This window comes from Nonomuraea sp. NPDC005730 (genome assembly GCF_040630865.1).
Taxonomy (GTDB): domain Bacteria; phylum Actinomycetota; class Actinomycetes; order Streptosporangiales; family Streptosporangiaceae; genus Nonomuraea.
Genome location: NZ_JBEXYK010000044.1, coordinates 33716 through 60698 on the forward strand (window position 1 = coordinate 33716; position 26983 = coordinate 60698).

Sequence of the window (26983 nt, forward strand, 5' to 3'; positions counted from 1 at the left end):
TTCAGACTATGTGATCAGGGGGACAGAAATGGGCTCCCCCTTCCGGAATGCGAGATATAGAGCATCGTTCGGGCCCGTGTGCAGGCGACGAACAGTATGCTCCGCTCGCGTTGCAGCGCTCGAGCCCGCGCGGCCGGCTCCTCGGGCAGCGATCCGGGCACCACGCCCTCCGCCACGCCGACGAGTGCCACCCGTTCGAACTCCAGCCCTTTCAGATGCTGGAAGGTCGCCACGCGCACGTCCAGCCCGTCCAGAGCCTCCCGGGCGGCGCGAGCCAGCGTGGGGGTGCGCGCCCCGACGGCGATCTCACCCTCCGGCACGCCGTCCGCCAGCCAGCCGCCGACCGTGGTGCGCAGCCCGGCCAGTTCGGACCCGGGTGTGTCGTACGAGCGGACCACCGGCCGCCGGCCGTTGTGCGTGGCGCGGTAGCCGAACAGCTCGGCCACGCCCTTGACCAGGCCGTTCGCCGGGCCACCGCCGCGCAGCCGGACCACGTAGGACAGGATCTCCTGCGGCAGCCGGTAGGAGATCCGCAGGTCGTGCTGGACGGCCGGGATGCCCACCGCGCCGAGCGCCACCCGCGTGTCGGTCACCCGCTGGTGCGGGTCGCCCACCACGAACAGGTCGTCGTGCGCGTGCGGCGCCGCCGCCCGCAGCAGCCGCCACTGCGCCGGGCTGACGTCCTGCGCCTCGTCCACCACGATGTGCCGGTACGGCTTGCGTCCCGGCTCCACGTCGTCCAGCAGGTCGCCGGTCGTGATCGACAGCAGCCTGATCGCCTCGTCGGTGAGCTGGGCCAGCGACCGGGCCCCCGGGCCGACCAGGGCGGGACGGCGTCCCTCCGCGTCGGCGACGATCCGCATGGCCAGGCGCTCGGCGTTGTCCACCTCGACGCGCTTGCGCACGGTCTCGTCGTCGATCAGCACGTCCAGCCGGCCGGCCAGCTCCTCGGCCAGGCTCTGTGAGAACGTCACCAGCAGCACCGGGCCGCTGCCCCGCGCCGCCAGGTGGGCCGCCCGGTGCAGGGCGATGATCGTCTTGCCGGTGCCCGCGCCGCCCACGACCAGCACCGGCTGCTCGTACCGTCCGGCCCTGGCCAGCCGGTGCTGCGTGGGGTGCAGGAACGTGCACCAGTCCGGGGCCCCGAGCACCCGGTCGAGCTCCACCTTGTCGGCGGCGAACACCGCGCGGTCCGGGCTGCGCAGCAGTGCCGCGTGCAGGTCGTCGGGGTCGATCGCGCCCGTCTCCTCGTCGCGGGCGCGCCAGTTGTCCAGCTCGCGCCACGCCTCCGACAGCGTGCCGCCCCGGGCCAGGACGGCCAGCGGCGCGTACTGGGTGGGCGGCAGCAGCGGTTCGAGCGCGGCCACGTCGGCCTCGGTGGAGATCAGCCTGACCAGGGGCAGGGCGTGCACGTCGATGCCGAGCGCGAGCAGGTCGCCGTCGCAGATCTGCTCGAACAGCCGCGAGGGGCGGGCCGACCTGCGTAAGGCGGGCTCGACCCGGTCCAGGGTCTCGGCGTCCCACTCCTCGACGACGCCGATGACGGGGTTGACGCCGTACCGGTGGCGCTGGGCGTACGACCACGCCTCCGGATCGGGCCGCACGGCGAGCAGCCAGTAGACGTCGCGCTGCCGGACCACCACGCCGCGGTGCCCGTCGGCCAGGCGCAGTGTGGCGACCTTGGCGTCCCGGCAGCCCCGCACCCGCTCGGGGTGCGGGGCTCCGGAGACGTTCAGCAGGAACCGGCGCAGCGCGACCACGGCGTCCCTGCGCACCGGCTGAGCCAGTGCGCCGAGCTCCCCTGGAAAGTCAGGGCCGATCGCGAGCCGCGGCACGGGCGGTCAGTCCAAGAGGGCGAGCAGGTCGCGGTCGCCGCGTTCGCGGAGCCTGGTGAGCAGGTCGGGCAGTCCGACGGGGCCGGTGAGCCCGATCCTCGTCGCGATCACCCTGGCCGCCTGGTCCCGGGTGCCGCCCGGCGCCGTGTAGCCGACCAGGCGCAGCGCCTTGGTGATGCTCTCGGCGTTCTGGGCGGCGACCGGCAGATGACGGGCGCGCAGGACGCCCTCGTCCGACAGCGTGAGGAACAGGTGGCCGCCCTCCTTGGCGCCGACGTCCACGAGCAGGCGCTCGATGGACTCCAGCACCGGCCTGCCGTGCCAGGTCATGGTCAGCTCGCCCGCCGCGCTCCTGACCGCCCGGCTCTCACCGGGGGACAGGCCCAGGTAGGCCGCGAAGCCCGTCGGGAGGGCGCACTCGCCGCCGGCGAGCTGCTCGGCGGTCACGTCGATCCGCAGCCACCAGCGGCCGTCCGGCTGGCGGAAGCAGCGCCTGGTCTGGGAGACGTCCTTGAGCGGCTGGTACGGCTTGTTCTGCTCCGGGCCGCCGTTGCCCTCCGCGGGCGGCGGCGGGGCCGGCGTGAACGCCTGGAACTGCGGCGGACCGGGCGGACCGGCCGGGGGCGGCGGCGGTGGCATGGGCGGCGGCGGCAAGGGCGGCGGCGGCTGCATCGCGCCGAACGCCGAGTGCGGCTGCTGGAACTCCGCCGCCGGATTCGGCTGCGCGGGCAGCGTGGCCAGCACGAACTGCCAGGCCGGCACCTCCAGCGCGCGGATCTCCCTGGCGTGCCAGTCGGCCGCGCCGATCAGCTGCTCCTTGGGGGCGGCCGGGCCCAGCGTCCTGCGCAGCTCGTCCAGGTGGGCGCGGTACGGCGCGGCCTCCTCGCTGGCCAGCCACTGGTCGAGGCGGGCGCGCAGCTCCTGCTCGGTGGCGGAGATGTCGGCCGGGGGGACGGCGAACAGCCTGGCGAGCTGGTCGACCGCCGAGGGCTCGTCGGTGAAGACGCGGTTCTGCGCCACGGCCCAGCTCTTGTCGTCGAGCCCGGCGAACGCGGCCTCGATCAGCTCGGGCAACTCCTCGCCGCCCGCCTCGTCGATCTCGTCGCCCTCGTCGGGTTCGGCGTGCTCGGAGTCGGCCTCGGGGTCGGCGTGTTCGGCCTCGGGTTCAGCGTGCTCCACGTCCGCTTGGTGCTCGGCGTGCTCGGGCTCGGGCTCGGCGTGCTCGGCGTCGGCCTGGTGCTCAAGGTGTTCGGCGTCCGCCTCGTCGGGCTCAGTGTGGTCCGCGGGGGCCTCGGGTTGTGCGGCCCCGGCCGGCTCCTCGTCCCGCCCTTCAGGGACCTCAGGGACCTCAGGGACCTCAGGGACCTCAGGGACGTCGGCGGGCTCGTCGTGGTCCTCCGGGGAGAAGGGCTCCGGCTCGCCGCCGACCCCCTCGGCCTCCAGCGCGGACGCCTCCTCGGCGGCGGGCTCGGGCGCGGGCTCCTCGGCGGCGTCGAGCACGGGCTCGGGCTCGGGCCGCGGCACCTCCTCGACGACCGGCTCCGAGTCGGCGTCGAGCACCCGCTCGCCGTCACGGTCAGCCGCCTCCTCGACGGCCTCGCCCTCATGGAAGGCGGGCTCATGGGCGACGTCCGCCGCCACGACGGCGTCCGCCGCCACGACGGCGTCCGCCGCCACGACGGCGTCCGCCGGGGCCGCGAGGGCCGCCGGTACGTGCGCCTCGACCTGCCGCCCACCCGCGTACGGATGCGCCAGCCGGACGAGCACCGCCCCGAACAGCGTGTTGAGCACCGGCCGGGCCTGGATGAACGGCTGGTCCACCAGCTCCCGCCCGGTCAGCGAGAGCAGCCCCGTCCACGACCCGGCGCGGTCGAGCGCGATGGCGACGGCGGGTTCGTCGGCCTCGTCCGGGTCCAGGACGTGCAGAGCCGGCAGGACGTCACCGACGGCGGCGGCCGGCCAGTGCTCCAGCGCGATCTCCGTCAGCAGCTCGCCCAGCGACTCCGGGCCGATGGCTGCGAGCACCAGCGGCATGGGCAGGCTTCGCCACCACGCGTCCGGCAGATCCGGCTGCCCGGTCAGTAGCGTGATCGTCGACGCGTCGCTCCACCTCAACGGTGGAACGAGGTCGCTCAGGCAGAAGTTCATCCCGTTCCGTTCACCAGCCCCTCACGCCGCCGGAGCGGCGCAGCCAACATCTCGCCGCCCACGGAACAGACCATAGTCCGGCAAAACAGCCCTACGCATCATGCACTACGCATCAGCGCCGAACAGCGGCAAAGCGTAGACGCACGTAGTCGGCCATCCAGCCCGTCTCCCTCCGAAGGGCGGGCGCGGCCAGCTCGTTGACCCGTCCGAGCAGGGGGTCGACGATCTCCGGCGGCAGTCCTTCGAGCACGGACGAGGCGAACATGCGCACCCAGTCGGCGGCCCCGCCGGGGCACTCGTCGAGCGGCGTCGGCCGGTCGAAGTACTCCAGCAGCCGGACCACGAAGCCCTCCTGCTCCAGCCGGCGCGCGTACTCGGCGGGCGTGGGGAAGTACCAGGGCAGGTCGGGCTCGCGCAGGCCGTACTCGCGCCAGGCGGTCAGCATCGCGGCGGTCAGCTCCGCGCAGTTGCCCGCGCCGCCCATCTCCGCGACGAACCGGCCGCCCGGCTTCAGCGCCTCGCGGACGCTGGCGATCACGGCGGCGGGATCGCGGCTCATCCAGTGGAGTGCCGCGTTGGAGAAGACGGCGTCGTACGGGTCCACCACGGTGAAGTCGTGGCCGTCGCCGATGATGAAGTCGATCCCCGGGTACTGGGCCAGCGCCTTCTCGATCATCGCGGCGGAACCGTCGATGCCCAGGACGTCCGCGCCCCTGAAGGCGATCTGCGCGGTCAGCACCCCGGTGCCGCACCCGAGGTCGAGCACGCGCTCCCCGGGCTGCGGGTCGAGCAGGTCGACCAGCGGCGCGCCCTGGGTGGAGACGTACCCGAAACTGCTGTCGTAGGCGCGACTGTTCCACCGCTCCAAGCTCGGTGCGTCGTATCGCAAGACGATCAGCTCACATTCGTCAGACATCGGGCCCCCGTGGCCGTGCTGTCCGTTCACTTTAGAGCCTGATCGTCTCTACGACATATCAAGTCACAACGGACTCATCCCACGCTCTTGCTCCATTCCCGCTTGAGGTACGCCTTCGCCGCGTCCGTCTGCGGGATCGTCAGGAGCACGGGAGGGCCGGCGGCCTTGGGCAGCCGGGCGGCCTGCTCGGTGTCGAGCTTGCCCTTCATGAGCATGGCCTCGCCGCGCGCCGGCCGGGCGTAGCCCTTCTGCAGCAGGTTCTGGCCCTCGTCGGAGAACAGGAACTCCTGCCAGAGCCGGGCGGCGGCCGGATGCGGGGCGGTCTTGCTGATCGCCTGGACGTGGTACCCGCCGAACGGCGCGTCGCGCGGGATCGTCACCTCCCAGGAGTCGGCGTGGTCGGCGCTGCGGGTCGCGTTGAGGTGGTCCCAGTCGATGATCACGTTCGCCTTGGCCGGCTCGACGAGCTGCCCGGCCTGCTTGAGCCGGGCGAACAGGTCCACCCCCTGCCTGGCGTCCGGCCTGGCCCCGGCCTTCATGGACGCGGCCATCACGCCGCCGAACGCCGCCGCCGAGCGCAGCGGGTCGCCGTCGAGCGCGACGCGGTAGCCGGGCTTGAGCAGGTCGGGGAACGAGGCCGGGGCCTTGACCTCGCGCGGGTCGTAGCCGATCGACATGTAGCCGCCGTACACGCCGTACCAGGCCCCCTTGGGGTCCTTGACGTGGTCGGGCAGGTCCTGCCAGCCCGTCACCTTGTACGGCGCGAACTTGTCGGCCCCGTAGACGGCCATGTCCAGAGTGAGATCGAACACGTCCGGCTTGAGCTGGGCGGCGGCGTCGAGCTCGCGCTTGCTGCTGGCGCCCGGTTCCAGCTCGTTGACCTTGATGTCGTACTTGTCGGCGAAGGTGTCGATGATCTCGCCGTAGTTCACCCAGTCGTGCGGCAGGCCGATCACGGTGAGCTGGCCCTCGCTCTTGGCGGCCTCGGCCAGGCGTCCCATCGTGCCGAAGCCCTGCTTCAGCGAAGCGGCCCGGACGTTGAGCACCGGCAGGTCCTTGGACCCCTCGGACGTGGACTGGGACGTGGACGCGCCGCATCCGGCGCTGGCGAGAACGGCTGCTACGGCGGCGCAGATACGTACGGTCACACAATGAATACTTACCGTTACTTCGCCCGAGGTCGAGGAGGCGCGACCGGAACGACCTTGGCCGCGACCAGCGTTTCCTCGTCGATCTCCACCAAAGTGCCGTCCCGCTTGCGAACTTTCAACACGCCGCCCGCCCAGGATTCGAGCACGCCGACGGCGTCTCGGAAGCCTCCAGGGACGCGTCTTCGAGTGGTGATCCGTGCGCCTATGTCCTGAGTTGTGATCGCGACGACGAGGCGTGCGGCCATGAGTTTGCCACCCTCCGTTTCGGCCAGCTGGCAAGCACGGCAATACTAGGGCGTAGCAAACCGCGGTCAGAGTCATGCCATGGTGCGGAGAAAAAGGAGCTCGAGGTGACCTACGTCATCGCGCAGCCTTGCGTGGACGTCCTGGACAAGGCGTGCATCGAGGAGTGCCCCGTCGATTGCATCTACGAGGGCGAGCGCATGCTTTACATCCACCCCGACGAGTGCGTGGACTGCGGCGCGTGCGAGCCTGTGTGCCCCGTCGAGGCCATCTTCTACGAGGACGACCTTCCCGAGCAGTGGAAGGACTTCTACAAGGCGAACGTGGACTTCTTCGAGGATCTCGGCTCGCCCGGAGGCGCCTCGAAGGTCGGCAAGATCGAGAAGGACCACCCGGTGGTGGCCGCGCTGCCGCCGCAGGGCGAGGACCACTAGCGAGTCGCGTGCGCCGGGGCCGTCCACGTCGGGCGGGCCCCGTGCGCCCGTGTCCGCGGCAGGCGTGTACGGCCCGAACGACCCTGGAGAACCGTGAACAAGCTGCCCGACTTCCCCTGGGACCGGCTCGAACCGTACAAGGAACGTGCCCTGGCGCATCCCGACGGCATCGTCGACCTCTCGGTCGGCACCCCCGTCGACCCGGTGCCCGAGGTCGTCCAGCAGGCTCTGCGCGATTCCGCGGACAGCCCTGGCTACCCGCTGACCCACGGTACTAAGGCGCTGCGCGAGGCCGCCGCGGGCTGGCTGCGGCGCCGCCACGGCGTCACCGTCGACCAGCAGGACGTGCTGCCGCTGATCGGCTCCAAGGAGTTCGTCGCCTGGCTGCCGACCTACCTCGGCGCCCGGCGGGTGGTCATCCCCGAGCTGGCCTACCCCACCTACGACGTGGGCGCCCGGCTCGCCGGCGCGACCGCCACCGCCTCCGACAGCACGCTGTCGGTCGGCCCCGAGCACGTCGACCTGCTCTGGATCAACTCCCCGGGCAACCCGACCGGGCGCGTGCTGCCCGCCGAACACCTGCGCAAGGTGGTCTCCTGGGCGCGCGAGCGCGGCACGGTCGTGGCCTCCGACGAGTGCTACATCGAGCTCGGCTGGGAAGAGCAGCCGGTCTCCATCCTCCATCCCGACGTCTGCGGGGGCTCCCACGAGGGGCTGCTCGCCGTCCACTCGCTCTCCAAGCGCTCCAACCTGGCCGGCTACCGGGCGGGGTTCGTGACGGGCGATCCCGTCCTGGTCAAGCGGCTGCTGGAGACGCGCAAGCACGCCGGCATGCTCATGCCGAAGCCGGTCCAGGACGCGATGACGGTCGCGCTCGGCGACGACACGCACGCCGAACGCCAGCGCGAGCTGTACTCCGCGCGGCGCGCCGTGCTGCGCCCCGCGCTGGAGCGGGCGGGGTGGACGATCGACCATTCGACCGCCGGTCTGTACCTATGGGCGTCGAATGGGCAGAACGCCTGGGATCAAGTGAGTAAGCTTTCCGAAATCGGAATTTTGGTCGCGCCGGGAGACTTCTACGGATCGGCTGGTGGACGGCACATCCGCGTCGCGATGACCGCCACCGACGAACGCATCAGTGCGGCCGTGCGCCGCCTCCAGTAGGATCGCCCGTCGTAGCGCACGGACAAATTGATAAAGGCGTCTGCCGAGACAGACCGCGAGTGGAGCGAGCTGATCGATGAGCATGACCTCCATGGTCGTACTCGGGCTGAGCATCGCCACCGTCCTGTTGTTGCTGGGGGCGTTCCTGGCCACCATGCGGCAGGACAGGAGGGGCCGGTCGAGCGCGCCGCCGCCACCGGTCGAGGTCGCTCCGGTCGAGACCCCGCTGCCGGCGCCGGTCGAGGCCCCCGGGCATGCCGGCACCGACTACGCCGACCCGCGCACGATCCAGGTCGCCGACCGGATCGAGGTGCACGGCTCCCCCTACCGGGTGCTGGGCGCGATGCACGTCTCCTGGCAGGGCCAGCAGTGGATCGAATACCTCCTGCGCGACGTCGCCCGCCGCCGCCTGTGGCTCTCGGTCGCGGTGCGCGAGGGCAAGGCCGCGGGCGAGGCGTCCCATCTCGAGGTGCTGCTGTGGACCGAGGTGCCGACGCAGGGCATGGTCCCGGCCAAGAGCATGCTGATCATGGAGGGCGTGGAGTTCTTCCCGATCCAGCGCGGCACCGCGGCCTTCAGGAGCGAGGGCGAGACCGGCAACCCCGAACGCGGCCTGCTCGACTTCGCCGACTACCACGCCTCCGACGGCCGCCTGCTCTCCTTCGACCGCATCCAGGGCCACGCCTGGACCGCCAGCTACGCCCAGCCGCTGCCGCCGGGCTCGATCACCATCATCACCCGCGCCACCTGACGTCCGCGCCGGAGCCGCGGCGGAAGGCGCGGGCGGTCACGACAGCTCGACCTCGCCGTCGCCGGTCTGGCCGCCCTTCTTCCAGCCGTCCGCGTCGACGTCGTTGACCCAGGTCGCGCCGCTGTAGCCGACGCGCCGCAGCTGGTACTTCTCCGCGTACGCCACCGACCAGGACGCCACCAGCCAGCCCCGCTTCCTCGTCGTGATCGCCGGGTCGCCGAGCGCCCTGGCGAGCTGCTTGCGCGCCTCGGCGGCCCTGGCCCGCGGCGCGGGCGTCTGCTTGGGCGGCGGATACCAGCAGTGGACGGACCTGGGCACCCGGCCGGTGAAGGCGGCGGCCAGGATCTTGGCGTCCTGCTCGTGCTGCGCGTACGCGTAGCCGCCCGCGGACCGCTGCACCTCCTGGGCCGCCTCGGCCAGCGGCAGCTTGCGGTAGTCCTTGACCTTCACCAGGGCGGCGAAGAACTTGTTGCTGGCGTAGACCGGGTCCATCAGCTGCTTCTTGCGCCCCCAGCCCTGCGACTCGCGCTGCTGGAACACGCCCACCGAGTCGCGGTCGCCCCAGGAGAGGTTGCGCAGCTTGGACTCCTGCAGCGCGGTGCCGTACGCGATGACGACGGCCCGCTCGGGCAGGCGGCGGCGGGCCGCGACGGCGGCGATGGTGGCGGAGACCTGCGCCTGCTCCGGATCGAGGGTCAGGACGCCCTCGGGGGTGCGCACCATGCAGTAGGCCTCCGGGAGGACCAGCGGCGTCGCCCGCTTGAGCAGGAGGTAGAGCCCCACGGAGACGCCGACGGCGAGGACCACGACGATGATCGCGATGGTGATGACTCCACGGGAGAAGCGCAGGCGCACCCTGAAGAACCTACCCGGCCGGATAAGCTCCGTGGCCATGAGTCACGTGATGTCCCCGGTGGTGGACGAGCTGTGGGAACGACGCGCGGAGCTGTCCCCGGCCGACGTGGAGGCGCGCATCCAGGTGGTCGGCGCCGTCGACCTGCTGGACAAGGGTGAGGCGCGGGTCGCCCGCCTGGTCGGCGGCGAGGTCGTGGTGGACGAGCGGGCCAAGCGCGCGATCCTGCTCGCCTTCCGTCTGCTGGGCATGGCACGTTCCCAGGTGGGCGACTTCCAGCACCACGACAGGGTGCCGCTCAAGACGTCCTTCGAAGGGGTGCGGGTGGTGCCGGGCGCCATCGCGCGCTGGGGCTCGTACCTGGCGCCGGGGGTGGTGCTGATGCCGTCGTTCACGAACATCGGCGCGTACGTGGACTCGGGCACCATGGTCGACACGTGGGCCACGGTGGGCTCATGCGCCCAGATCGGTAAGAACGTGCACCTGTCCGGCGGAGTGGGCATCGGCGGCGTCCTGGAGCCGCCGGGCGCGGTGCCGGTCGTCGTGGAGGACGACGCGTTCATCGGCAGCCGCTCGATGATCGTCGAGGGCGCGCGGGTGGGCCGGGGCGCGGTGATCGGGGCGGGCACCATCCTGTCCGGCACGATCCCCGTGATCGACGTCCAGACGGGCGAGGAGCTGGCCCGGGGCAGGGTGCCCGACTGGTGCGTGGCGGTCGGCGGCACGCGGCAGAAGGAGTTCCCCGGCGGCACGTTCGGGCTGCCGTGCGTGCTGGTGATCAAGCGTCTGGAGCCGGAGCAGCGGCACGACAAGGCGGCACTCAACGAGGTGCTGCGCGAACATGGAGTGAACACCTGATGCTGGACCTGACACAGGACGTACGCGCGCTGACCGCCGCGATCGTGGACATCGAGTCGGTGAGCGGCGACGAGAAGGCCCTGGCCGACGCGGTCGAGCGGGCGCTGTCCGCGCTGCCGCACCTGAAGGTCGACCGCTCCGGCGAGACGATCGTGGCCCGCACCGACCTCGGCCGGGCCGAGCGGGTGCTGATCGCGGGCCACCTCGACACGGTCCCGGTCGCGGCCAACCTGCCGAGCCGGGTGGAGGGCGACCTGCTCTACGGCTGCGGCACCTCCGACATGAAGGCGGGCGTGGCGGTCGCGCTGAAGCTGGCGGCCACCGTCCCGGCCCCCAACCGCGACGTGACGTACGTCTTCTACGACTGCGAGGAGATCGAGGCCGAGCGCAACGGCCTGACCAGGGTCGCCAGAGACCACCCCGAGTGGCTGGCGGCCGACTTCGCGGTGCTGATGGAGCCGACCGACGGCGTGATCGAGGGCGGCTGCCAGGGCACCCTGCGCGCCGACGTCACCGTGACCGGCAAGCGGGCCCACAGCGCGAGGTCGTGGTTCGGGGTCAACGCCGTCCACGGCATCGAGCCGGTGCTGACCAGGCTCAACGCCTACGAGGCGCGGCTGCCGGTGGTCGACGGGCTGGAGTACCACGAGGGGCTCAACGCGGTCGCGGTGCGCGGCGGCGTGGCCGGCAACGTCATCCCCGACGAGTGCGTGGTCACCGTCAACTACCGCTTCGCCCCCGACCTGACGGTCGAGCAGGCCGAGCAGCACGTGCGCGAGGTGTTCGAGGGCTACGAGGTGAGCTTCCTCGACGCGGCGCCCGGGGCGAGGCCCGGCCTGACGCATCCCGTGGCCGCCGCCTTCGCCGCCGCGGTCGGCGGCACCCCGCGCGCCAAGCTGGGCTGGACGGACGTCTCCCGCTTCTCCGCGCTCGGCGTCCCGGCCGTGAACTACGGCCCCGGCGACCCGAACCTGGCGCACCAGCAGGGCGAGTACGTGTCGCTGCCGAAGATCACGGAGAGCGAGCGGGCCCTGCTGAACTGGCTGACAAAATGAAAGTGGCTTTCCTCGCCGGCCATTTGGCGGGGAAAGCCACTTTCAGTCCCGAGCAGCACCCTCGGCAGTTAGACGCAGGGGGGTCGAAATTCGGTTCCCTGCTTTTCCCAAGATTTTTTCGGAGCCTTCATCTGGCCTTCGACCTGGGCGTTCATCCTCGAAGTGCCCGCTTCGGCGGGCGCGGCCCGGGTCTGGAACGGCACCGCGGGCCGGTACGGAGAGGACTAGCGTGACCACCATGGAACAGAAGCAACGAGCCGAACGCCGTCAGGGGCAGGCGGTCGTGCGCGGGAGTCTCGTCCCCAGCTCCACCCACGACCAGCGGCTGCTCGACCGGCAGGGCCCGTCCGACTGGGTGCACATGGACCCGTGGCGGGTGCTGCGCATCCAGGCCGAGTTCGTGGAGGGGTTCGGCCAGCTCGCCGAGCTGCCCGCGGCGATCACGGTCTTCGGCTCGGCCCGCACCCCCGAGGGCACCCCCGAATACCAGATGGGCCGGCGGCTCGGCCGGGCGCTGGCCGAGTCCGGCTACGCGGTGATCACCGGCGGCGGCCCCGGCGTCATGGAGGCGGCCAACCGGGGCGCCTCCGAGGTCGAGGGCGCGGTGTCCGTCGGGCTCGGCATCGAGCTGCCGTTCGAGCAGCGCATGAACGACTACGTCGACCTCGGCATCGAGTTCCGCTACTTCTTCGTGCGCAAGACGATGTTCGTCAAGTACTCGCGCGGCTTCATCGCCCTTCCCGGCGGCTTCGGCACGCTCGACGAGCTCTTCGAGGCGCTGACGCTGGTCCAGACCCACAAGGTCACCTCGTTCCCGGTCGTGCTGATGGGCTCGGAGTTCTGGGGCGGCCTGCTCGACTGGATCAAGAACACCCTGCTCGGCACCGGCAAGATCGCCGCCCAGGACCTCGACCTGATCTCCGTCACCGACGACCCCGACGAGGCCGTGCGGATCATCGCCGACTCCGACCGGGCCCGTTCCCACCAGCGGGAGGAGGAGCTGGAGGCCGCCGCCGCCCAGACCGCGGAGCCCCAATAGGCTGTCGGCCCGTGAACATCTGCGTCTTCTGCGCCTCCAGCCTCCGCATCGACAGGAAGTACGTCGACCTGGCCCGGGAGGTGGGCGCCGAGCTCGCCAGGCGTGGTCACACGCTGGTGAGCGGCGGCGCCACGGTCTCGTGCATGGGCGCGGTCACCTCCGCCGCCCGCGCCGCCGGCGGGTTCACGGTCGGCGTGATCCCGCAGGTGCTGGTGGACATCGAGGTGGCCGACACCGACTCCGACGAGCTGATCGTCACCGACGGCATGCGCGAGCGCAAGGGCGTCATGGACGCCCGCTCCGACGCCTTCCTCGTGCTGCCCGGCGGCATCGGCACCCTGGAGGAGCTGTTCGAGATCTGGACGGCGCGGGTGCTCGGCATCCACGACCGGCCGCTGGTGATCCTCGACCCCTGGGGCCTGTACGAGCCGCTGCGGCAGCTCGTCTCCGGCATGCACGCCGAGGGCTTCACCCGGGCCGACGTCTTCGACGCGATCTCCTGGACGACCACGGTCGAAGAGGCGTTCGCCCACCTCGAGGCGCGTCCGCAGCCGGTCCGTCCGAGCGTCGCCGAGCTGGGTGAGGCCACCGGCTGACCAGCCTGCCCCGATTGCCCGCACTTGTGGTAGATCGCTGAACGCGCTCGTCCATATGAGTACGATGCCAATGTGCTGGTCATACTCGCCATCGCCGCGATCGCCATCCTGGCCTGCGTGGTCCTGGTCTCCCTCGGCAGAGGCGGGGAGCTGACCGAGTTCCCGCCGGACGTCCCGCCGCTCGACCTGCCCGAGGCCGGACAGCTCACGGCGGTCGACTTCATGGCGCTGCAACTACCGGTCAACCTGGTCGGGTACCACACGCAGAGCGTCGACGAGACCCTGCGCCGGGCCGCCCAGGCCATCAGCGCCCGCGACACCAGGATCGCCGTCCTGGAGCAGCGGGTGTCGGAGCTGCTGTCCAGCCGGCTGCACGCGCGCCAGGAGATCTACGCCACGCCCGGGGCCGGGCTGCGCACCGACCACGAGCCCGAGGCGCCCACCGCGCCCAGGGAGCTGCCGGAGTCCGGCGACCCGGTCACGTCGAGCGGCGCGACGGTGGAGTGGGCGAGCGAGCCGGAGCTGCGCGACCCGTCGGAGGAGCCGGACTGGCACATCCCCGAGCAGGACGAGCCCAAGACCGACGAGCCCGAGAAGGACGAGCCCGAGCAGGACGAGCCCGAGAAGGACGACGACTCCGTGCACGCGACCCTGGGCAAGGACAAGGACGAGGACGAGCGCCCGTGACCGAACTCATCCGGTGCACCTGGCCGGGCATGGGCGACCCGCTGTACATCACCTACCACGACGAGGAGTGGGGCCGCCCGGTCAAGGGCGACGACGAGGTCTTCGAACGCGTGGCGCTGGAGGCGTTCCAGTCGGGCCTGTCGTGGCTGACGATCCTGCGCAAGCGGGAGAACTTCCGCGCCGCCTTCGACGGCTTCTCGACCGTCAAGGTGGCGGCCTACACCGAGCGCGACGTCGAACGGCTGCTCGGCGACGCCGGGATCGTCCGCAACCGGGCCAAGATCGAGGCCGTGATCGGCAACGCCAGGGCCGCGCTCGACCTGCCCGAGGGCCTGTCGGAGCTGGTGTGGCGGTTCGCCGACCCCGACGCGCCGGTGCCCCGGACGATGGCCGACGTGCCCGCCATCACCCCCGGCTCCAGGGCCCTGGCCAAGGAGCTGCGCAAGCACGGGTTCAGGTTCGTCGGCCCGACCACCGCGTACGCGCTGATGCAGGCGATCGGGCTGGTCAACGACCACATCGAGGGCTGCCTGGCCCGCTGAGCGCCGCCGCTCAGCGGCCCCTGAACACCGGCCGCTCCTTGGCCAGGAAGGCGCGGGTGGCGTCCTGGTGGTCCTCGGTGGCCACGCACGCGTCCTGCAGGTCGGCCTCCAGCGCGAGCGAGTCGGCCAGCGAGTGCGTGGCGGAGTGGGCCAGCGCGCGCTTGGTGGCGGCGTAGGCCGTGGTGGGCCCGGCGGCCAGGCGTACGGCCAGCTCGTGGGCGGTCTTCGGCAGGTCGTCGGCGGGCACCACGCGGGTGACCAGCCCCAGGTCGAGCGCGGCGGACGCGTCGAGCGGCTCGCCGAGCAGCAGCAGCTCGGTCGCGCGGCCCCGGCCGACCAGGCGCTGCAACGTCCAGGACGCGCCGGAGTCGGGGGCCAGCCCGATGCCCGCGAACGCCAGCGCGAACTTGGCCTTGTCGGAGGCGACGCGCAGGTCGCAGGCGAAGGCCAGGGCCGCGCCGGCGCCCGCGGCGACGCCGTTGACCGCCGCCACGACCGGCTTGGGCATGGTCGCGATCAGCTCGATGATCGGGTTGTAGTGCTCGCGCACGGTGTCGGCCAGCCCGCGGCCCGCGGCCAGGTTGGCGGCGTGCTCGCGCAGGTCCTGGCCGGCGCAGAAGGCCCGGCCCGAGCCGGTGAGCAGCACCGCCCTGACCTCGGGGTCGGCCGCCGCCCTGCCCACCGCCGCCAGCAGCGCGGCCTTGACCTCGGCCGTGAGCGAGTTCATCGACTCCGGCCGGTCGAGGGTGAGGGTGGCGACGGCGTCGGCCATGTCGTAACGGATCACATGAGCTCCCTGTCGACGAACGCGGCGGCTGCGGGCAGCAGCCTGGTGGCCTCCTGCTCGAAGAACGTGCGGGCCTTCTCGCCCGGCCAGCCCGCGGGCAGCAGCTCGGCCGGCAGCCCGGGGTCGCGGAACAGGAAGTTGCGCCAACCGTGCACCAGTCTGCTCCTGGTGGCGAACACCCGGTCGGGCGGGGCGTCCTCGGGCAGGGTGCTGATCAGCGTGACAGCCTCGGTGTGCCAGTGCTCGTACGCCTCGCCGATGGCCGCCAGGTCCCAGGCCCGCGCCACCAGCTCGCGCGGGTCGCCCTCCAGCGCCGCGTCGAACCGGTCGGCCCGCACGCCCTCGCCGTCCAGCAGGTTGTCCAGCTCGATGGAGGAGCGCGGCCCGATCCACGTCGTCTCCGACAGGCAGGCGTAGCCCAGGAAGGTCAGGTCGGCCCTGATCCGCTCCCGGCGCTGGCGCTCCCTGACCGGCTCGAAGACGATCACGTGCCAGCGGCCGTGCCAGGCGAGTGTCCCTGATCGGTAAATTCTCAGCGCTGCCTCATCAAGGCGCCTGACACACTTCGGGGTGAGCCCGTAGCCGGCTCCCTGGGGCAGCCGCAGCGGGCGCAACCAGCCCTGCCGGACCATCCGCGAGACCGCCGTGCGGACGGCCGGAGCGGCGATTTCCAGGGGGTTCATGAGCCGTACGAGCGCGGCCACGGTCGCCTGCCCACCGCGCGAACGCAGGTGGTCTCCGTACAGGTCGAAGAGAGCGGCGCGAGCGTGCACGAAGTCCAGTTTGGACGCCATCGCCTGCCTCGACAACGCATTCTGGGAGGAGATCGTTACCCATGAGGGCTCTCGATGCGGGAGAATAGGACATCACAGAAGACGTGAATGCGCCGACCACCCCCTCGGGCGGTCGGAAATCGCGGGCCGCGGGAGCCCAAGGCAGGAAGGGATGCACGCATGGCGGCGATGAAGCCGCGGACCGGCGATGGTCCGCTCGAGGTCACCAAGGAAGGGCGCGGCATAGTCATGCGGGTCCCTCTCGAAGGTGGCGGCCGGCTCGTCGTGGAGATCTCCGCCGACGAGGCAAAGGCGCTCGGCGAGGCGTTGAAGAACGTCGTCGGCTGAGCGCTCCCGAGACAACCTGATCCTCCGACCCTGGCGTAAGTCCGGCGCCAGGGTCGCTGACGTTTGGAGGGCTCCGTGCCCATCGAGACCACCGTCTCCGCGGTCGCCGAGGTTCCCGAGGGTGCCGAGCTGCTGGCCGTGCCCTACACCTCCGACCTGCGTCCCTCTGTCGAGCCGTACGTCGAGCTGCACCTTCCGGTCGCCGACCTGCTGGCCCACTACGAGGCCAAGGGAGAGGCGGGCGAGATCGTCGAGGTCCCCGTGGCGCGGGCGGGCGGGGTCGGGCGCGTGCTCCTGTACGGAGTGGGCGACGGCTCGCCGCGGGCGCTGCGCAGGGCCGGTGCGGCGCTGGCGCGCAAGGTCAAGGGCCGCGACACGCTGACCGTGGTGCCGCCCGAGGGCGACGTCGCGGCGTTCGCGGAGGCCGCGCTGCTGGCCGGATACACCTTCAAGATCGGCAAAGAGGGCCGGAAGGGCGTGCGGTCGATCGAGTTCGCCGGCGCCGACGAGGAGCCGGTGCGCCGGGCCGAGATCGTGGCGGAGGCCGTCGCGCTGGCCCGCGACCTGGCCAACATGCCGTCCTCGGTCAAGCATCCCGCCTGGCTCGCCGAGCGCGCCGCCGAGCAGGGCCTGCCGGTGCGGGTGTGGGACGAGGAGCAGCTCCAGGCCGAGGGGTTCGGCGGCATCGTGGCCGTCGGGCGCGGCTCGGTCCGGCCGCCCCGGCTGATCCAGCTCTCCTACGTCCCCGAGCAGCCGGCCGAGCGGCACGTCGTGCTGGTGGGCAAGGGCATCACGTTCGACTCGGGCGGCCTGTCGCTCAAGCCGACCGAGAACATGAAGACCCAGAAGACCGACATGGCGGGCGGCGCGGTGGTGATCGCCGTGCTGGCCGCGCTGGCCCGGCTGGGCGCCCCCGTACGCGTGACGGGCCTGATCGCCGCGGCCGAGAACATGCCGTCCGGCACCGCCCAGCGTCCCAGCGACGTCATCAGGCACTACGGCGGCCGCACGGTCGAGGTGCTGAACACCGACGCCGAGGGCCGGCTCGTGCTGGCCGACGCGCTGGCCTACGCCGACGCCGAGCTCGACCCCGACGCGGTCGTGGACATCGCCACCCTCACCGGGGCCATCTCCGTGGCGCTCGGCCGGAACGTCGGCGCCGTCTACGCCTCCGACGAAGACCTGGCCGCCCAGCTCCTGGCCGCCGGTCAGGCCAGCGACGACCGGCTCTGGCGCATGCCGCTGATCGACGACTACGCCCCGGCCCTGGAGTCCTCGATCGCCGACCTGGCCAACGTCGAGAGCGGCTCCCGCTACGGCGCGGGGTCCATCACGGCGGCGCTGTTCCTGCGGGAGTTCGCGGGCAAGCGCCCGTGGGCGCACCTCGACATCGCCGGCGTCGGCCGCAGCACGGTCGACGAGGGCACCCTGACCAAGGGCGCGACCGGGTTCGGCGTGCGCGTGCTGCTGGAGTGGCTGACCCGGGGCTGACCCGGGCTGGTTCGGGGCCCGGCGCGGGCTACTGGGCGATCTTCACGGCGGCCAGCAGGCCGTCGCCCAGGGGCATGAGCACCGACCGCAGCCGGTCGTCGCCCTGCACCAGCTTGCCCAGCTCGCGCAGCGAGACCGTGTCGGGGTCGCGCTGCGTGGGATCGGCCACCCGGTCGTGCCACAGCGCGTTGTCGAAGGCCACCACGCCGCCGACGCGCAGCAGGCGCACCGCCTCGGCCAGGTAGTCGGCGTACTCCTGTTTGGCGCCGTCGGCGAAGACCATGTCGTAGCCGCCGTCGGAGAGCCGGGGCAGCACGTCGAGCGCCCGGCCCGAGATCAGCCGCACCCGCCCGCCGGAGAAGCCCGCCTCCGCGAACGCCTGCCGGGCCAGCCGCTGGTGCTCGGGCTCGACGTCGACGCTGGTCAGCGTGCCGTCGCCGCGCATGCCGCGCAGCAGCCACAGCCCCGAGACGCCGCAGCCGGTGCCGATCTCGACGACCGACTTGGCGTTGACGACGGTGGCGAGGAAGCAGAGCGCCGCCCCGCCCCCGGGAAGGATGGGCACCGCACCCATCTCCAGCCCGCGCTGACGCGCCGCGTGCAGGATCTCATCCTCGTGATGGAACTGCTCCGCATAGGCCAGAGTGGCCTCCACCGGACTGGTCATCGGCCTCCTCCCCCCACTTTCGTGCGATTGGTCACCGATCGCAGCCTAGGGGAGTCACGCCTGCACGGGAACTCAGGACGGTCCGAAGGCGTTGCAGGTTTAAACGGGCTTTGCCGGTCCGGAAGGCAGGCAGTGCGCACGAAGGGACGAAACCAGGCACTATGACGGTAGCGGTGGTCCCAAAGAGAGGAGTGCTGGTGGACGAAAGCGACCACCAGGCGGATACTCCCGTGTCGTCTGATTGGACGCCTCCCACATGGGAGGAAGTGGTGCGGACTCATTCCGCACGCGTGTACCGGCTGGCGTACCGGCTTACCGGCAATGTCCACGATGCCGAGGACCTCACGCAGGAGGTCTTCGTCAGGGTCTTCAGGTCGCTGTCGAGCTACACCCCCGGCACGTTCGAGGGCTGGCTGCACCGGATCACGACGAACCTGTTCCTCGACATGGCGCGGCGCAAGCAGCGCATCCGGTTCGAGGGGCTGGCCGACGACGCCGCCGAGCGGCTGCGCGGCCGTGAGCCGTCGCCGGCGCAGGCGTTCGACGACGCCCACCTGGAGCCCGATATCCAAGCCGCCCTCGACGCGCTCGCCCCGGAGTTCCGGGCCGCGATCGTGCTGTGTGACATCGAGGGCCTGTCCTACGAGGAGATCGCGGCCACGCTCGGCGTCAAGCTGGGTACGGTCCGAAGCCGTATTCACCGTGGCCGGGCGCAGTTGCGGGAGGCGCTCGACCATCGAGCCCCCCGTACTACCCAACTCCCCCCGACCGTGATCAGTGGGGAGGAAGTCTGATATGGCTCATCTAGGAGAACGCGTTTCGGCGCTCGTCGACGGAGAGCTGAACCACACCGAGCGCGATCGCGCGCTCGCCCACCTGACCTTCTGTGCTGACTGCCGGCGAGAGGTCGAGTCGATGCGGGCGCTGAAGTCGCGCCTGCGCTCGCTCGACGGCCCGGCGATGCCGGCCGATCTCACCATGTCGCTGCTGCGCATGGCGGAGCCGGGTGGGCCGCTGCCGCCGAGGGAGCGCCCTTTCCCTACCCGTACGTTCGGGGGGGTGCCCATTCCTGGGCCCCACAGCATCGCGCCCCTGGACAACCGCCCGCGCAGGGACGCCACCGCTGGGGCCTCGGGCCCTGGGCGGGGCGGTAGGCGGCGCGGCGCGTACGTCGCGGTGGGCGTGGTGTCCGCCGCGGTCGCACTCGGCACCTTCTTCGCGGTCTCGGGCACAGGGCCCCAGACCTCGCCGCCGCCGGTCGAGCTCTGGCGGGTCCCGCACTCGCCGGCCACCAGCGCGCCGCCGACCGCCACGCCCTGAACCGGGGGCTCGCCTGGGATACTCGGGTGGCGTAGTCGACGATGCTTGGGGCATACGATCTGGGTTCGGGATTTGTCACAAACAAAGCCTTTTATGACCCTCGTATGCCGCCAGAGCCAAGATTGCGGTGGCCGAGCAAGGAGTGGTGAGACGTAGATGACCGACGAGACGCGCCCGGACGAAGGACGCACGACGTCGGACTTCCCCGAGCCACAGGGGCGGCCGGAGTTCCTGCCCGCCGACGAGCCGGGCGAGCAGGCGGACCGACGGCCCGACCCGCCCGCCTCGTTCGGCGCGTCCTGGGGCGACCCGTCGGGCCGCCCTGACAGCCAGGGTGCGTCGCCGTACGAGCCGCCTGGCCGCTCCGACAGCGTGGGTGCGTCGCCGTACGAGTCGCTCGGCCGTTCCGACAGTGCGGGTGCGTCGCCGTACGAGTCGTCCGGCCGTTCCGAGAGCCCGGTGTCGCCGTACGAGTCGCCGGGGCGTTCCGATGGCGTGCCGCCGCACGACGGGGGCACGCGGGCGTACGAGGGCCCGTCCTTCGAGAGCCCCGCCGGGCCGCGGGGGTACGAGAGGCCGTTCGAGAGCCCTGGCGGCACGCGGATATACGAGACCCCGTCCTTCGGGCCGGCGGAGACCGGGCCGCGGCCGATGCAGCCACCGCCCTTCATGGGCGCCTACGGCGGCAACCAGCCGCCGCCGCCGCGGCAGGCCCTGGGCATGGGCCCGGGATGGGCCCCGCCGCCGCCCCAGGGCGGGCCCGGCGCGGGCGCGATGCCCAGGCGCGGGCTCAACGTCGGCGTGCTGATCGCGATCGCCGTGGTCATCGCGCTGGTGGCCTCCGTGCTCGGCAGCCTCGGCACGTACCTGCTGACCAGGTCGGGCAGCAGCGGCACCGACCCGTCCTACAGCCTCGGCCCGGCCCCGACGGGCGCGACCAACAGGGCGCCCGACTCGGTGGCCGGCGTGGCCGCGCGGGTGCTGCCCAGCGTGGTCTCGCTGGAGGTCGGCAACGGCACCAACACCGAGGGCGCCTCCGGCTCCGGATTCCTGATCAAGAACGGCTACGTGGTGACCAACAACCACGTGGTCGCCATGGCCGCCAAGGGCGGCGAGATCCGGATCATGTTCAACAACCGCAAGACCACCGCGGGCCGCATCGTCGGCCGCGACCCGGGCTCCGACCTGGCCGTGGTCAAGCCCGAGGAGACCTTCGGCACGCCGGAGATCACCCTCGGCAACTCCGACCAGGTCGTGGTGGGCGACCCGGTGATCGCCATCGGCTCGCCGCTCGGCCTCAGCGGCACGGTCACCACGGGCATCGTCAGCTCGCTCAACCGTCCGGTCATCGCCGGTGACGAGACGGGCGCCGCCACCGAGGAGCCCGCCTACATCAGCGCCATCCAGACAGACGCCGCCATCAACCCCGGCAACTCCGGCGGCCCGCTGGTCAACGGCCGGGGCGAGGTGGTCGGGGTGAACTCGGCGATCGCCACCCTCAGCCGTTCGGTGAACAGCCAGAGCGGCAGCATCGGCCTGGGCTTCGCGATCCCGGTGAACCAGACGCGGCGGGTGGCCGAGGAGCTGATCACCACGGGCAAGGCCAAGCGTCCCAAGATCGGCATCGTGCTGGACAAGGACTACAAGGGCCAGGGCGTGCGCATCGCCTCCGAGCCCGCCGAGGGCCGCCAGCCGGTCGACGCCAACGGTCCCGCCGACAAGGCCGGGCTGAAGGCGGGCGACGTCATCCTGGAGGTCGACGGGCTGGCGCTGCAGGACGGCAACGAGCTGATCGCGCTGATCCGCAGCAAGGCGCCGGGCGCCAAGCTCACCATCAAGTACCAGCGCGCCGGCCAGGAACGCACCGCCACCCTCACCATCGTCGCCGACGATCAACCGGCTCCCACCCCGTCCTGAGTGATATGACCCATGGGGGACGGTTCAGCCACGGGCTGGAGCCTTTAGTCTGTGGAGAGGATTGTGGACTGCGGGTAGGAGCGTACGGTGTTCGGACTCGGGTGGATGGAGGTCGGAGCGCTGATCGTCATCGCGCTCCTGGTCTTCGGTCCTGACAAGTTGCCGCAGGCCGCCTCGCAGGCGGGCAAGACGCTGCGCAACCTGCGGCGCATGGCCAACAACGCGCGCGACGACCTGCGGGCGGGCCTCGGGCCGGAGTTCCAGAACTTCGACCCCGCCGACCTCAACCCGAAGAACTTCGTCCGCAAGCATCTCCTCGACGAGCTGGAGGACGACTGGAACGGCCGCCCCCCGGCCGCCGTCGCGTCCTACGACGCCCCTGAGCCGCCGTCGGAGCTCGGCATTGGCGAGCTGCCCCCCTACGACTCCGAGGCCACCTGACACACCCTGCAGACGCGCGACGGGCCCGCTCAGCTTTCGCTGGGCGGGCCCGTCTTCGCGTGGGAGGGTCAGGAGCGGTTGGGCGAGAGGCCGAGCTGCATGCCCTTGATGCTGGAGGAGCGCTTGCTCAGACCGGCGGCGATCTTCCGCAGCTCCGCGGCGGCGGGCGAGTCGGGGTCGGTCAGCACCAGCGGCTTGCCCTCGTCGCCGCCCTCGCGCAGGCGCAGGTCGATCGGCACCTGACCGAGCAGCGGGACGCGGGCGCCCAGCGTACGGGTCAGGGCGTCGGCGACGGTCTGGCCGCCGCCCTCGCCGAACACGGCCACCCGCTCGTCGCAGTGGGGGCAGGGCAGCCAGGACATGTTCTCGATGACGCCGGCGATCTGCTGGTGGGTCTGGGCGGCGATCGAGCCGGCCCGCTCGGCCACCTCGGCGGCGGCCTGCTGGGGCGTGGTCACGACCAGGATCTCGGCCGACGGTAGCCGCTGCGCCACCGAGATGGCGATGTCGCCGGTGCCCGGCGGCAGGTCGAGCAGCAGGACGTCGAGGTCGCCCCAGTAGACGTCGGCCAGGAACTGGTGGAGCGCCCGGTCGAGCATCGGGCCGCGCCACACGACCGGCGTGTTGCCCTCGGGCTTGAACATGCCGACCGAGATGACCTTGATGTCGTGCGCCGACGGCGGCATGATCATGTCCTCGACCTTGGTGGGACGCTCGGCGGCGCCCAGCATGCGAGGAATGCTGTGACCGTAGATGTCGGCGTCGACGATGCCGACCTTGAGGCCGCTGGAGGCCATCGCGGCGGCCAGGTTGACGGTGACCGACGACTTGCCCACGCCGCCCTTGCCGCTCGCGACGGCGAAGACGCGGGTCAGCGAGCCGGGCTGGTTGAAGGGGATCTCCTTCTCCGGGCCCCGGTCGCCCCTGAGCTTGGTCTGCAGGACCTTGCGCTGCTCGGTGCTCATGACGTCGAGCTCGATCTGGACGTCCGTCACGCCGCCGACCTTGCCGACCGCCGTCTTCACGTCGCGGGTGATGGTGTCCTTCATCGGACAGCCTGACACGGTGAGGTAGACGCCCACCCGGACCGCGCCGTCGGGGGCGATCTCGATGCTCTTGACCATGTCGAGGTCCGTGATCGGGCGACGGATCTCGGGGTCGATGACGGTGGCGAGGGCGGCCGTCACCTGTTCCTGGGTTGGTGCCATCGAAGTCTCGGCACGAGGGAGTGCCGTCCCTCCTTAGTGGTCTATGTGTGACAGGCGCTGAGAGCCAGTGAGAATGCCCCTCCATGGTATGAACCCTGGGGGCCGCTCGGTTAATCCGCGCTGTTAGGTGTCTGTGCAACAACGTCTAAGGTTACTGCGTGACTCTGCTGCGCGACGAGGGGCTCACCGCCGAGGAGCTGGCGGTCTGGCGGATGTTGCAGCGGGCCCAGGTGCGCATCGCGCGCCGCCTGGAGGCCGAGCTGCTGGTGGCCCACGATCTGCCGCTGGCCTCGTACGAGGTGCTGGCGCAGCTCGCCGAGGCGCCGGGGCGGCGGCTGCGGATGAACGACCTGGCCGACCGCGTGCTGCTCTCGCGCAGCGGGCTGACCAGGCTGATCGACCGGTTGCAGCGGCACGGGCTGGTCGGGCGGGAGGCGTGCTCCGACGACGCCCGCGGGCTGTTCGCGGTGCTGACCGAGCCGGGCGCCGCGCGGCTGGCCGAGGCCACGCCGACCTACCTGCGCGGGGTCAAGAACGAGTTCCTCGACCTGCTGGGCGCGGGCGACATCGGCGAGGTGCGGGCGCTGCTGGCCCGGCTCGACGTCACTGACGTTTGTTGAGCTCCTCCAGCAGCCGGCCGAGCTCGGCGCGCAGGTAGTCGCGGGTGGCGACCTCGTTGAGCGCCAGGCGCAGGCCGGCGATCTCGCGGGTGAGGTACTCGATCTCGGCCTGGTTGCGGTCGGCGGACTCGCGGTCCTGCTCGTACTGGATGCGGTCGCGGTCGTCCTGGCGGTTCTGGGCGAGCAGGATGAGCGGCGCGGCGTAGCTGGCCTGGAGCGACAACATCAGCGTGAGGAAGATGAACGGGTACGGGTCCCACTTGAGCGCCGGGGGAGCGGCGATGTTCCAGATCACCCAGATCGCCACGAACACCGTCATGTAGACGATGAAGCGGGCCGTGCCGAGGAAGCGGGCGATGCGTTCCGAGAGGCGGCCGAACGCCTCGGGGTCGTAGTGCGGGCGCAGCGAGCGGCGCAGCGCCCGAGGCTGGTCGAGCCGGTCAGCGGTCACGGTCGTCCCCCTCGCGCCAGTCGTCGGGAAGCAGGTGGTCAAGGACGTCGTCGACGGTCACCGCGCCGACCAGCCTGCCCAGCTCGTCCACGACCGGGGCGGCGACCAGGTTGTAGTTGGCCAGGAAGGCGTGGACCTGGCGCAGGGTGAAGTCGGGCCTGATCGGGTCGAGCGAGGGGTCGAGCACGCGGCCGAGCAGCGTCGAGGGCGGCTCGCGCAGCAGCCGCTGGAAGTGCGAGACCCCGAGGTACGTGCCGGTCGGCGTCTCGGTGGGCGGCCTGGTCACGTAGACCTGGGCGGCGACGGCGGGCGGCAGGTCCTGCTGGCGGATGTGGGCCAGCGCCTCGGCCACCGTCGCGTTGGGCGGCAGGACGACCGGCTCGCTGGTCATCACGCCGCCCGCGGTGTCGTCGGCGTAGGTCAGCAGCCGCCGCACCGGGGCCGCCTCGCCTGGCTCCATGAGCGCCAGCAGCCTGGCCGCCTGGTCCTCGGGCAGGTCGTGCAGCAGGTCGGCGGCGTCGTCGGGGCTCATCTCCTCCAGCACGTCGGCGGCCCGCTCGGGTTCGAGGGTGCCGAGGATGCCGATCTGGTCGTCGGGCGGCAGCTCCTCCAGCACGTCGGCCAGGCGGTCGTCGGCGAGCTCGCGGGCGATCTCGATGCGCCGCTTGCTGGGCAGCTCGTGCAGGGCGCTGGCCATGTCGGCGGCGCGCAGCGACTCGAACGCGGCGATCAGGCCGGCCGCGCCCTGGTCCTTCTGCAGGGTGTCGAAGCCGGACACCTCGGTCCAGCCGACCGTCCTGGGCTCGCGCCGGCGGCCCTTGAAGAGCGCGACCTTGGTGATCTCCCACCGGGACGGCAGGGTCTCCTCCATGGCGACGTCGTAGACGGTCATGGGCTCGTCGCCGACGCGTACGGACAGGTCGAGCACCTCGCCGATGACCAGGGTCTCCGAGGCGCGCTGCTCGAACCTGCGCATGTTCAGCCGCCCGGTGAAGACGACCGCGCCCGCCTCGATGCGGCGCACGCGGGTGATCGGCAGGAACACCCGGCGGCGCGGCTGCACCTCGACGACCATGCCGTGCACCTGGGGATTGCCGGTGATGCGCAGGCCCACCACGACGTCGCGGACCCGGCCGATCTGATCGCCCGTGGGGTCGAAGACGGGGGTCCCCGCCAGCCGGGCCACGAAGATCTTCACGTGGGCCAGGCTAACAGTGAGACGCCGTTGCGCCTCGGTTGCCTGGCATGTCAGTATCAAACGCATTTAACGCTGATTACTGGGCACTAGGGGTAGACCATGAGGCTGGCGGGGCTCGCACTGGCATTCGTGTCGTCGTGTTGTTTCGCGTTCTCCGGGCCGATGGCCAAGTACCTCATCACCGCCGGGCTGGCGCCGGTCGAGGCCGTCTGGACCCGGATGGCGGGCGCCGGGCTGCTGCTGGTCGCGGTGCTGGCGGTGGTCAAGCCGCGGGCCCTGCGCATCCCGCGGGCCCGGCTGCCGTTCCTCGGGCTCTACACCGTGATGGCCGTCGCGGGCGTGCAGTCGCTCTACTTCGTCGCCATCACCCGGCTGCCGGTGGGGATCGCGCTGCTGCTGGAGTTCATGGCGCCGGTGATGGTGGTGGCCTGGGTCAGGCTCGTCCGCAAGGTACGCCTGGCCGGGGCCGCGTACGTCGGCGCGGTGATCGCGTTCGTCGGCCTGGCGATCGTCGTCGAGGCGTGGCAGGGCATGCGCCTGGACGCGGTCGGACTGCTCCTCGGCCTGCTGGCCGGGGCGTGCTGCGCCGGTTACTTCCTGATGGGCGACAGCCTGGGCCCCGACATCGACCTGCTCGGCCTGGTCGCCTGGGGCATGGTCGGCTCGGCCGTCGTGCTGATCCCCTTCGCGCAGCCCTGGGACATCCCCTGGGAGGCCTTCACGGTCTCCGTAGCCCCGCAGGGCGGCACGACGCTGCCGGTGCTGGGGGCGTACCTGTGGCTGGTGCTGGTGGCCACCGCGCTGGCGTACATCCTCAGCATGAACATGGTGCGGCGGCTGTCGGCGGCGGTGGGGGCGACGGTCGCCTCGCTGGAGGTCATCGGCGGCGCGGTGGTCGCGTGGGCGCTGGTCGGCGAGACGCTGGGGGTGTTCCAGATCGTCGGCGGGCTGATCGTGCTGAGTGGCGCGCTGCTCGCCCAGACCGCCACCTCGGGCGGCGCGCCGGCCCCCGCCCCGGACCGGCCGGCCGAGGTCACCGCCCAGGTGTGAGCCCGGCCGCCGCGTGGCCGGTGCGGGTCGCCGCGGCCGAGGGTCAGCGTTCCGGCGTGAGGCGCAGGACGGTCGAGTCGCGGGCCCAGCGCTCGGTCAGGTGCTCGCTGTCGGGGGCGTTGAGCCGCTCCTTGGCCAGCACCGCCACGGCGTCGGCCGCCGCGGCCTGGTCGACGACCGAGACCGCCGCGTCGAACTCCACCAGCCGCGCGCCGTTGTCCTTGCTGCGCAGCGTCACGCGCACCCGGTCGAGCGCGCCGAGCCCCGGCAGGTCCTGCTCGCCGCCGCCGGTCACGAGGTAGATGGCGCCGTCGTGCCAGGCGTGCCAGGCCAGGCGCGGGCGGTCGAGGGCGAGCCAGAGGATGCCGGACTTCTTGGCGCCCTCCTCGATGGCCGCGATGTCGTCGCTCACGATCAGACTGTAACCCCCGAACCGCTCG

Annotated in this window: 30 protein-coding genes; 17 read left to right on the forward strand and 13 right to left on the reverse strand. The window is 71.7% G+C overall.

Annotation, left to right across the window (positions count from 1 at the left end; genetic code table 11):
- Nucleotides 1-14: 14 nt before the first annotated feature.
- The 5 genes from ABZ444_RS35360 to ABZ444_RS35380 all read right to left on the reverse strand — a co-directional run bounded on the left by ABZ444_RS35360 (nucleotide 15) and on the right by ABZ444_RS35380 (nucleotide 6295).
- Complete coding sequence (locus ABZ444_RS35360) at nucleotides 15-1835, reverse strand: UvrD-helicase domain-containing protein (protein ID WP_358006735.1); 1821 nt, start codon at nucleotides 1833-1835, stop codon at nucleotides 15-17.
- Between the two features lie 6 nt (nucleotides 1836-1841).
- On the reverse strand, nucleotides 1842-3869 hold the full coding sequence (locus ABZ444_RS35365) for a hypothetical protein (RefSeq protein WP_358006738.1): 2028 nt from the start codon (nucleotides 3867-3869) through the stop codon (nucleotides 1842-1844).
- Nucleotides 3870-4095: 226 nt separating this feature from the next.
- The gene (locus tag ABZ444_RS35370; RefSeq protein WP_357974368.1) at nucleotides 4096-4872 is read right to left on the reverse strand and encodes a methyltransferase domain-containing protein; all 777 of its coding nucleotides are present in this window, start codon (nucleotides 4870-4872) and stop codon (nucleotides 4096-4098) included.
- 101 nt (nucleotides 4873-4973) lie between these two features.
- Nucleotides 4974-6047: an extracellular solute-binding protein gene (locus ABZ444_RS35375; protein ID WP_358006741.1), complete on the reverse strand. Its 1074-nt coding sequence runs from the start codon at nucleotides 6045-6047 to the stop codon at nucleotides 4974-4976.
- 17 nt (nucleotides 6048-6064) lie between these two features.
- The gene (locus ABZ444_RS35380; protein WP_358006744.1) at nucleotides 6065-6295 is read right to left on the reverse strand and encodes a hypothetical protein; all 231 of its coding nucleotides are present in this window, start codon (nucleotides 6293-6295) and stop codon (nucleotides 6065-6067) included.
- 105 nt (nucleotides 6296-6400) lie between these two features.
- On the opposite strand from ABZ444_RS35380, the gene fdxA reads away from it, so the two are divergent.
- The 3 genes from fdxA to ABZ444_RS35395 all read left to right on the forward strand — a co-directional run bounded on the left by fdxA (nucleotide 6401) and on the right by ABZ444_RS35395 (nucleotide 8642).
- Nucleotides 6401-6727, forward strand: a complete 327-nt coding sequence (gene fdxA / locus ABZ444_RS35385; RefSeq protein WP_106240826.1) for a ferredoxin — start codon at nucleotides 6401-6403, stop codon at nucleotides 6725-6727.
- Between the two features lie 93 nt (nucleotides 6728-6820).
- Nucleotides 6821-7891: a succinyldiaminopimelate transaminase gene (gene dapC / locus ABZ444_RS35390; RefSeq protein ID WP_358006747.1), complete on the forward strand. Its 1071-nt coding sequence runs from the start codon at nucleotides 6821-6823 to the stop codon at nucleotides 7889-7891.
- Nucleotides 7892-7967: 76 nt separating this feature from the next.
- A complete protein-coding gene (locus ABZ444_RS35395; RefSeq protein ID WP_358006750.1) occupies nucleotides 7968-8642 on the forward strand; it encodes a DUF4178 domain-containing protein in 675 nt (224 codons plus the stop codon).
- A 36-nt stretch (nucleotides 8643-8678) separates the two neighbouring features.
- On the opposite strand, the gene ABZ444_RS35400 is transcribed toward ABZ444_RS35395, so the two are convergent.
- Nucleotides 8679-9536, reverse strand: a complete 858-nt coding sequence (locus ABZ444_RS35400; RefSeq protein WP_358006753.1) for a hypothetical protein — start codon at nucleotides 9534-9536, stop codon at nucleotides 8679-8681.
- On the opposite strand from ABZ444_RS35400, the gene ABZ444_RS35405 reads away from it, so the two are divergent.
- The 6 genes from ABZ444_RS35405 to ABZ444_RS35430 all read left to right on the forward strand — a co-directional run bounded on the left by ABZ444_RS35405 (nucleotide 9535) and on the right by ABZ444_RS35430 (nucleotide 14272).
- Nucleotides 9535-10353, forward strand: coding sequence for a 2,3,4,5-tetrahydropyridine-2,6-dicarboxylate N-succinyltransferase (locus tag ABZ444_RS35405; RefSeq protein WP_352325370.1), 819 nt, complete (start codon nucleotides 9535-9537; stop codon nucleotides 10351-10353). The two genes, ABZ444_RS35400 and ABZ444_RS35405, sit on opposite strands and share 2 nt — an antisense overlap.
- Entirely contained in the window at nucleotides 10353-11408 is a 1056-nt protein-coding gene (gene dapE, locus ABZ444_RS35410) for a succinyl-diaminopimelate desuccinylase (protein WP_358006756.1), read from the forward strand. Before ABZ444_RS35405 ends, dapE begins: the two co-directional genes overlap by 1 nt.
- 238 nt (nucleotides 11409-11646) lie before the next feature.
- A complete protein-coding gene (locus ABZ444_RS35415; protein WP_358006759.1) occupies nucleotides 11647-12447 on the forward strand; it encodes a TIGR00730 family Rossman fold protein in 801 nt (266 codons plus the stop codon).
- An 11-nt stretch (nucleotides 12448-12458) separates the two neighbouring features.
- Nucleotides 12459-13043, forward strand: coding sequence for a TIGR00730 family Rossman fold protein (locus tag ABZ444_RS35420; RefSeq protein WP_357974343.1), 585 nt, complete (start codon nucleotides 12459-12461; stop codon nucleotides 13041-13043).
- A 72-nt stretch (nucleotides 13044-13115) separates the two neighbouring features.
- Entirely contained in the window at nucleotides 13116-13730 is a 615-nt protein-coding gene (locus tag ABZ444_RS35425; RefSeq protein ID WP_358006762.1) for a hypothetical protein, read from the forward strand.
- Entirely contained in the window at nucleotides 13727-14272 is a 546-nt protein-coding gene (locus ABZ444_RS35430) for a DNA-3-methyladenine glycosylase I (RefSeq protein ID WP_358006765.1), read from the forward strand. Before ABZ444_RS35425 ends, ABZ444_RS35430 begins: the two co-directional genes overlap by 4 nt.
- Before the next feature lie 10 nt (nucleotides 14273-14282).
- Here the strand turns inward: ABZ444_RS35430 and ABZ444_RS35435 are convergent, their stop codons facing one another.
- A complete protein-coding gene (locus tag ABZ444_RS35435; protein ID WP_358006870.1) occupies nucleotides 14283-15044 on the reverse strand; it encodes an enoyl-CoA hydratase-related protein in 762 nt (253 codons plus the stop codon).
- Nucleotides 15045-15055: 11 nt separating this feature from the next.
- Nucleotides 15056-15853 (reverse strand): PaaX family transcriptional regulator C-terminal domain-containing protein, encoded by a 798-nt coding sequence (locus tag ABZ444_RS35440; RefSeq protein ID WP_358006768.1) that lies wholly within the window; start codon nucleotides 15851-15853, stop codon nucleotides 15056-15058.
- 159 nt (nucleotides 15854-16012) lie between these two features.
- Here ABZ444_RS35440 and ABZ444_RS35445 point away from each other — a divergent pair, with 159 nt between their 5' ends.
- Complete coding sequence (locus tag ABZ444_RS35445; protein WP_020545024.1) at nucleotides 16013-16180, forward strand: DUF3117 domain-containing protein; 168 nt, start codon at nucleotides 16013-16015, stop codon at nucleotides 16178-16180.
- A 75-nt stretch (nucleotides 16181-16255) separates the two neighbouring features.
- Nucleotides 16256-17671, forward strand: coding sequence for a leucyl aminopeptidase (locus tag ABZ444_RS35450; protein WP_358006771.1), 1416 nt, complete (start codon nucleotides 16256-16258; stop codon nucleotides 17669-17671).
- 28 nt (nucleotides 17672-17699) lie between these two features.
- On the opposite strand, the gene ABZ444_RS35455 is transcribed toward ABZ444_RS35450, so the two are convergent.
- Nucleotides 17700-18338: an O-methyltransferase gene (locus tag ABZ444_RS35455; RefSeq protein WP_358006774.1), complete on the reverse strand. Its 639-nt coding sequence runs from the start codon at nucleotides 18336-18338 to the stop codon at nucleotides 17700-17702.
- 161 nt (nucleotides 18339-18499) lie between these two features.
- Between ABZ444_RS35455 and sigE the strand changes: the two genes are divergently transcribed.
- From sigE to ABZ444_RS35475, 4 genes are all read left to right on the forward strand, one after another.
- Entirely contained in the window at nucleotides 18500-19132 is a 633-nt protein-coding gene (gene sigE / locus ABZ444_RS35460) for an RNA polymerase sigma factor SigE (protein ID WP_358006777.1), read from the forward strand.
- 1 nt (nucleotide 19133) lies between these two features.
- On the forward strand, nucleotides 19134-19658 hold the full coding sequence (locus tag ABZ444_RS35465; protein WP_357974326.1) for an anti-sigma factor: 525 nt from the start codon (nucleotides 19134-19136) through the stop codon (nucleotides 19656-19658).
- A 156-nt stretch (nucleotides 19659-19814) separates the two neighbouring features.
- Nucleotides 19815-21575: a trypsin-like peptidase domain-containing protein gene (locus tag ABZ444_RS35470; RefSeq protein ID WP_358006780.1), complete on the forward strand. Its 1761-nt coding sequence runs from the start codon at nucleotides 19815-19817 to the stop codon at nucleotides 21573-21575.
- Between the two features lie 87 nt (nucleotides 21576-21662).
- Nucleotides 21663-22016, forward strand: a complete 354-nt coding sequence (locus ABZ444_RS35475) for a sec-independent translocase (RefSeq protein WP_358006783.1) — start codon at nucleotides 21663-21665, stop codon at nucleotides 22014-22016.
- Between the two features lie 68 nt (nucleotides 22017-22084).
- Here the strand turns inward: ABZ444_RS35475 and ABZ444_RS35480 are convergent, their stop codons facing one another.
- Nucleotides 22085-23224 (reverse strand): Mrp/NBP35 family ATP-binding protein, encoded by a 1140-nt coding sequence (locus ABZ444_RS35480; RefSeq protein ID WP_358006786.1) that lies wholly within the window; start codon nucleotides 23222-23224, stop codon nucleotides 22085-22087.
- 158 nt (nucleotides 23225-23382) lie between these two features.
- Between ABZ444_RS35480 and ABZ444_RS35485 the strand changes: the two genes are divergently transcribed.
- Nucleotides 23383-23844: a MarR family transcriptional regulator gene (locus tag ABZ444_RS35485; RefSeq protein ID WP_358006789.1), complete on the forward strand. Its 462-nt coding sequence runs from the start codon at nucleotides 23383-23385 to the stop codon at nucleotides 23842-23844.
- Here the strand turns inward: ABZ444_RS35485 and ABZ444_RS35490 are convergent.
- Nucleotides 23828-24295, reverse strand: a complete 468-nt coding sequence (locus ABZ444_RS35490; protein WP_358006792.1) for a DUF1003 domain-containing protein — start codon at nucleotides 24293-24295, stop codon at nucleotides 23828-23830. The two genes, ABZ444_RS35485 and ABZ444_RS35490, sit on opposite strands and share 17 nt — an antisense overlap.
- Complete coding sequence (locus tag ABZ444_RS35495) at nucleotides 24285-25487, reverse strand: CBS domain-containing protein (protein WP_358006873.1); 1203 nt, start codon at nucleotides 25485-25487, stop codon at nucleotides 24285-24287. The genes ABZ444_RS35490 and ABZ444_RS35495 overlap by 11 nt, the downstream gene beginning before the upstream one ends.
- A 168-nt stretch (nucleotides 25488-25655) precedes the next feature.
- Here ABZ444_RS35495 and ABZ444_RS35500 point away from each other — a divergent pair, with 168 nt between their 5' ends.
- A complete protein-coding gene (locus ABZ444_RS35500) occupies nucleotides 25656-26543 on the forward strand; it encodes an EamA family transporter (RefSeq protein WP_358006795.1) in 888 nt (295 codons plus the stop codon).
- A gap of 43 nt (nucleotides 26544-26586) precedes the next feature.
- Here ABZ444_RS35500 and ABZ444_RS35505 read toward each other — a convergent pair whose 3' ends face one another.
- The gene (locus tag ABZ444_RS35505; protein WP_352319219.1) at nucleotides 26587-26955 is read right to left on the reverse strand and encodes a hypothetical protein; all 369 of its coding nucleotides are present in this window, start codon (nucleotides 26953-26955) and stop codon (nucleotides 26587-26589) included.
- Between the last annotated feature and the right edge of the window lie 28 nt (nucleotides 26956-26983).

Coding starts and splice junctions, on each gene's coding strand:
- ABZ444_RS35365 (WP_358006738.1), bottom strand. CDS start 3,869: ATGCCGCTGGTGCTCGCAGCCATCGGCCCGGAGTCGCTGGGCGAGCTG.
- ABZ444_RS35380 (WP_358006744.1), bottom strand. CDS start 6,295: ATGGCCGCACGCCTCGTCGTCGCGATCACAACTCAGGACATAGGCGCA.
- ABZ444_RS35395 (WP_358006750.1), top strand. CDS start 7,968: ATGAGCATGACCTCCATGGTCGTACTCGGGCTGAGCATCGCCACCGTC.
- ABZ444_RS35405 (WP_352325370.1), top strand. CDS start 9,535: ATGAGTCACGTGATGTCCCCGGTGGTGGACGAGCTGTGGGAACGACGC.
- ABZ444_RS35400 (WP_358006753.1), bottom strand. CDS start 9,536: ATGGCCACGGAGCTTATCCGGCCGGGTAGGTTCTTCAGGGTGCGCCTG.
- dapE (WP_358006756.1), top strand. CDS start 10,353: ATGCTGGACCTGACACAGGACGTACGCGCGCTGACCGCCGCGATCGTG.
- ABZ444_RS35415 (WP_358006759.1), top strand. CDS start 11,647: ATGGAACAGAAGCAACGAGCCGAACGCCGTCAGGGGCAGGCGGTCGTG.
- ABZ444_RS35435 (WP_358006870.1), bottom strand. CDS start 15,044: ATGGCCGACGCCGTCGCCACCCTCACCCTCGACCGGCCGGAGTCGATG.
- ABZ444_RS35440 (WP_358006768.1), bottom strand. CDS start 15,853: ATGGCGTCCAAACTGGACTTCGTGCACGCTCGCGCCGCTCTCTTCGAC.
- ABZ444_RS35445 (WP_020545024.1), top strand. CDS start 16,013: ATGGCGGCGATGAAGCCGCGGACCGGCGATGGTCCGCTCGAGGTCACC.
- ABZ444_RS35455 (WP_358006774.1), bottom strand. CDS start 18,338: ATGACCAGTCCGGTGGAGGCCACTCTGGCCTATGCGGAGCAGTTCCAT.
- sigE (WP_358006777.1), top strand. CDS start 18,500: ATGACGGTAGCGGTGGTCCCAAAGAGAGGAGTGCTGGTGGACGAAAGC.
- ABZ444_RS35465 (WP_357974326.1), top strand. CDS start 19,134: ATGGCTCATCTAGGAGAACGCGTTTCGGCGCTCGTCGACGGAGAGCTG.
- ABZ444_RS35470 (WP_358006780.1), top strand. CDS start 19,815: ATGACCGACGAGACGCGCCCGGACGAAGGACGCACGACGTCGGACTTC.
- ABZ444_RS35480 (WP_358006786.1), bottom strand. CDS start 23,224: ATGGCACCAACCCAGGAACAGGTGACGGCCGCCCTCGCCACCGTCATC.
- ABZ444_RS35500 (WP_358006795.1), top strand. CDS start 25,656: ATGGCCAAGTACCTCATCACCGCCGGGCTGGCGCCGGTCGAGGCCGTC.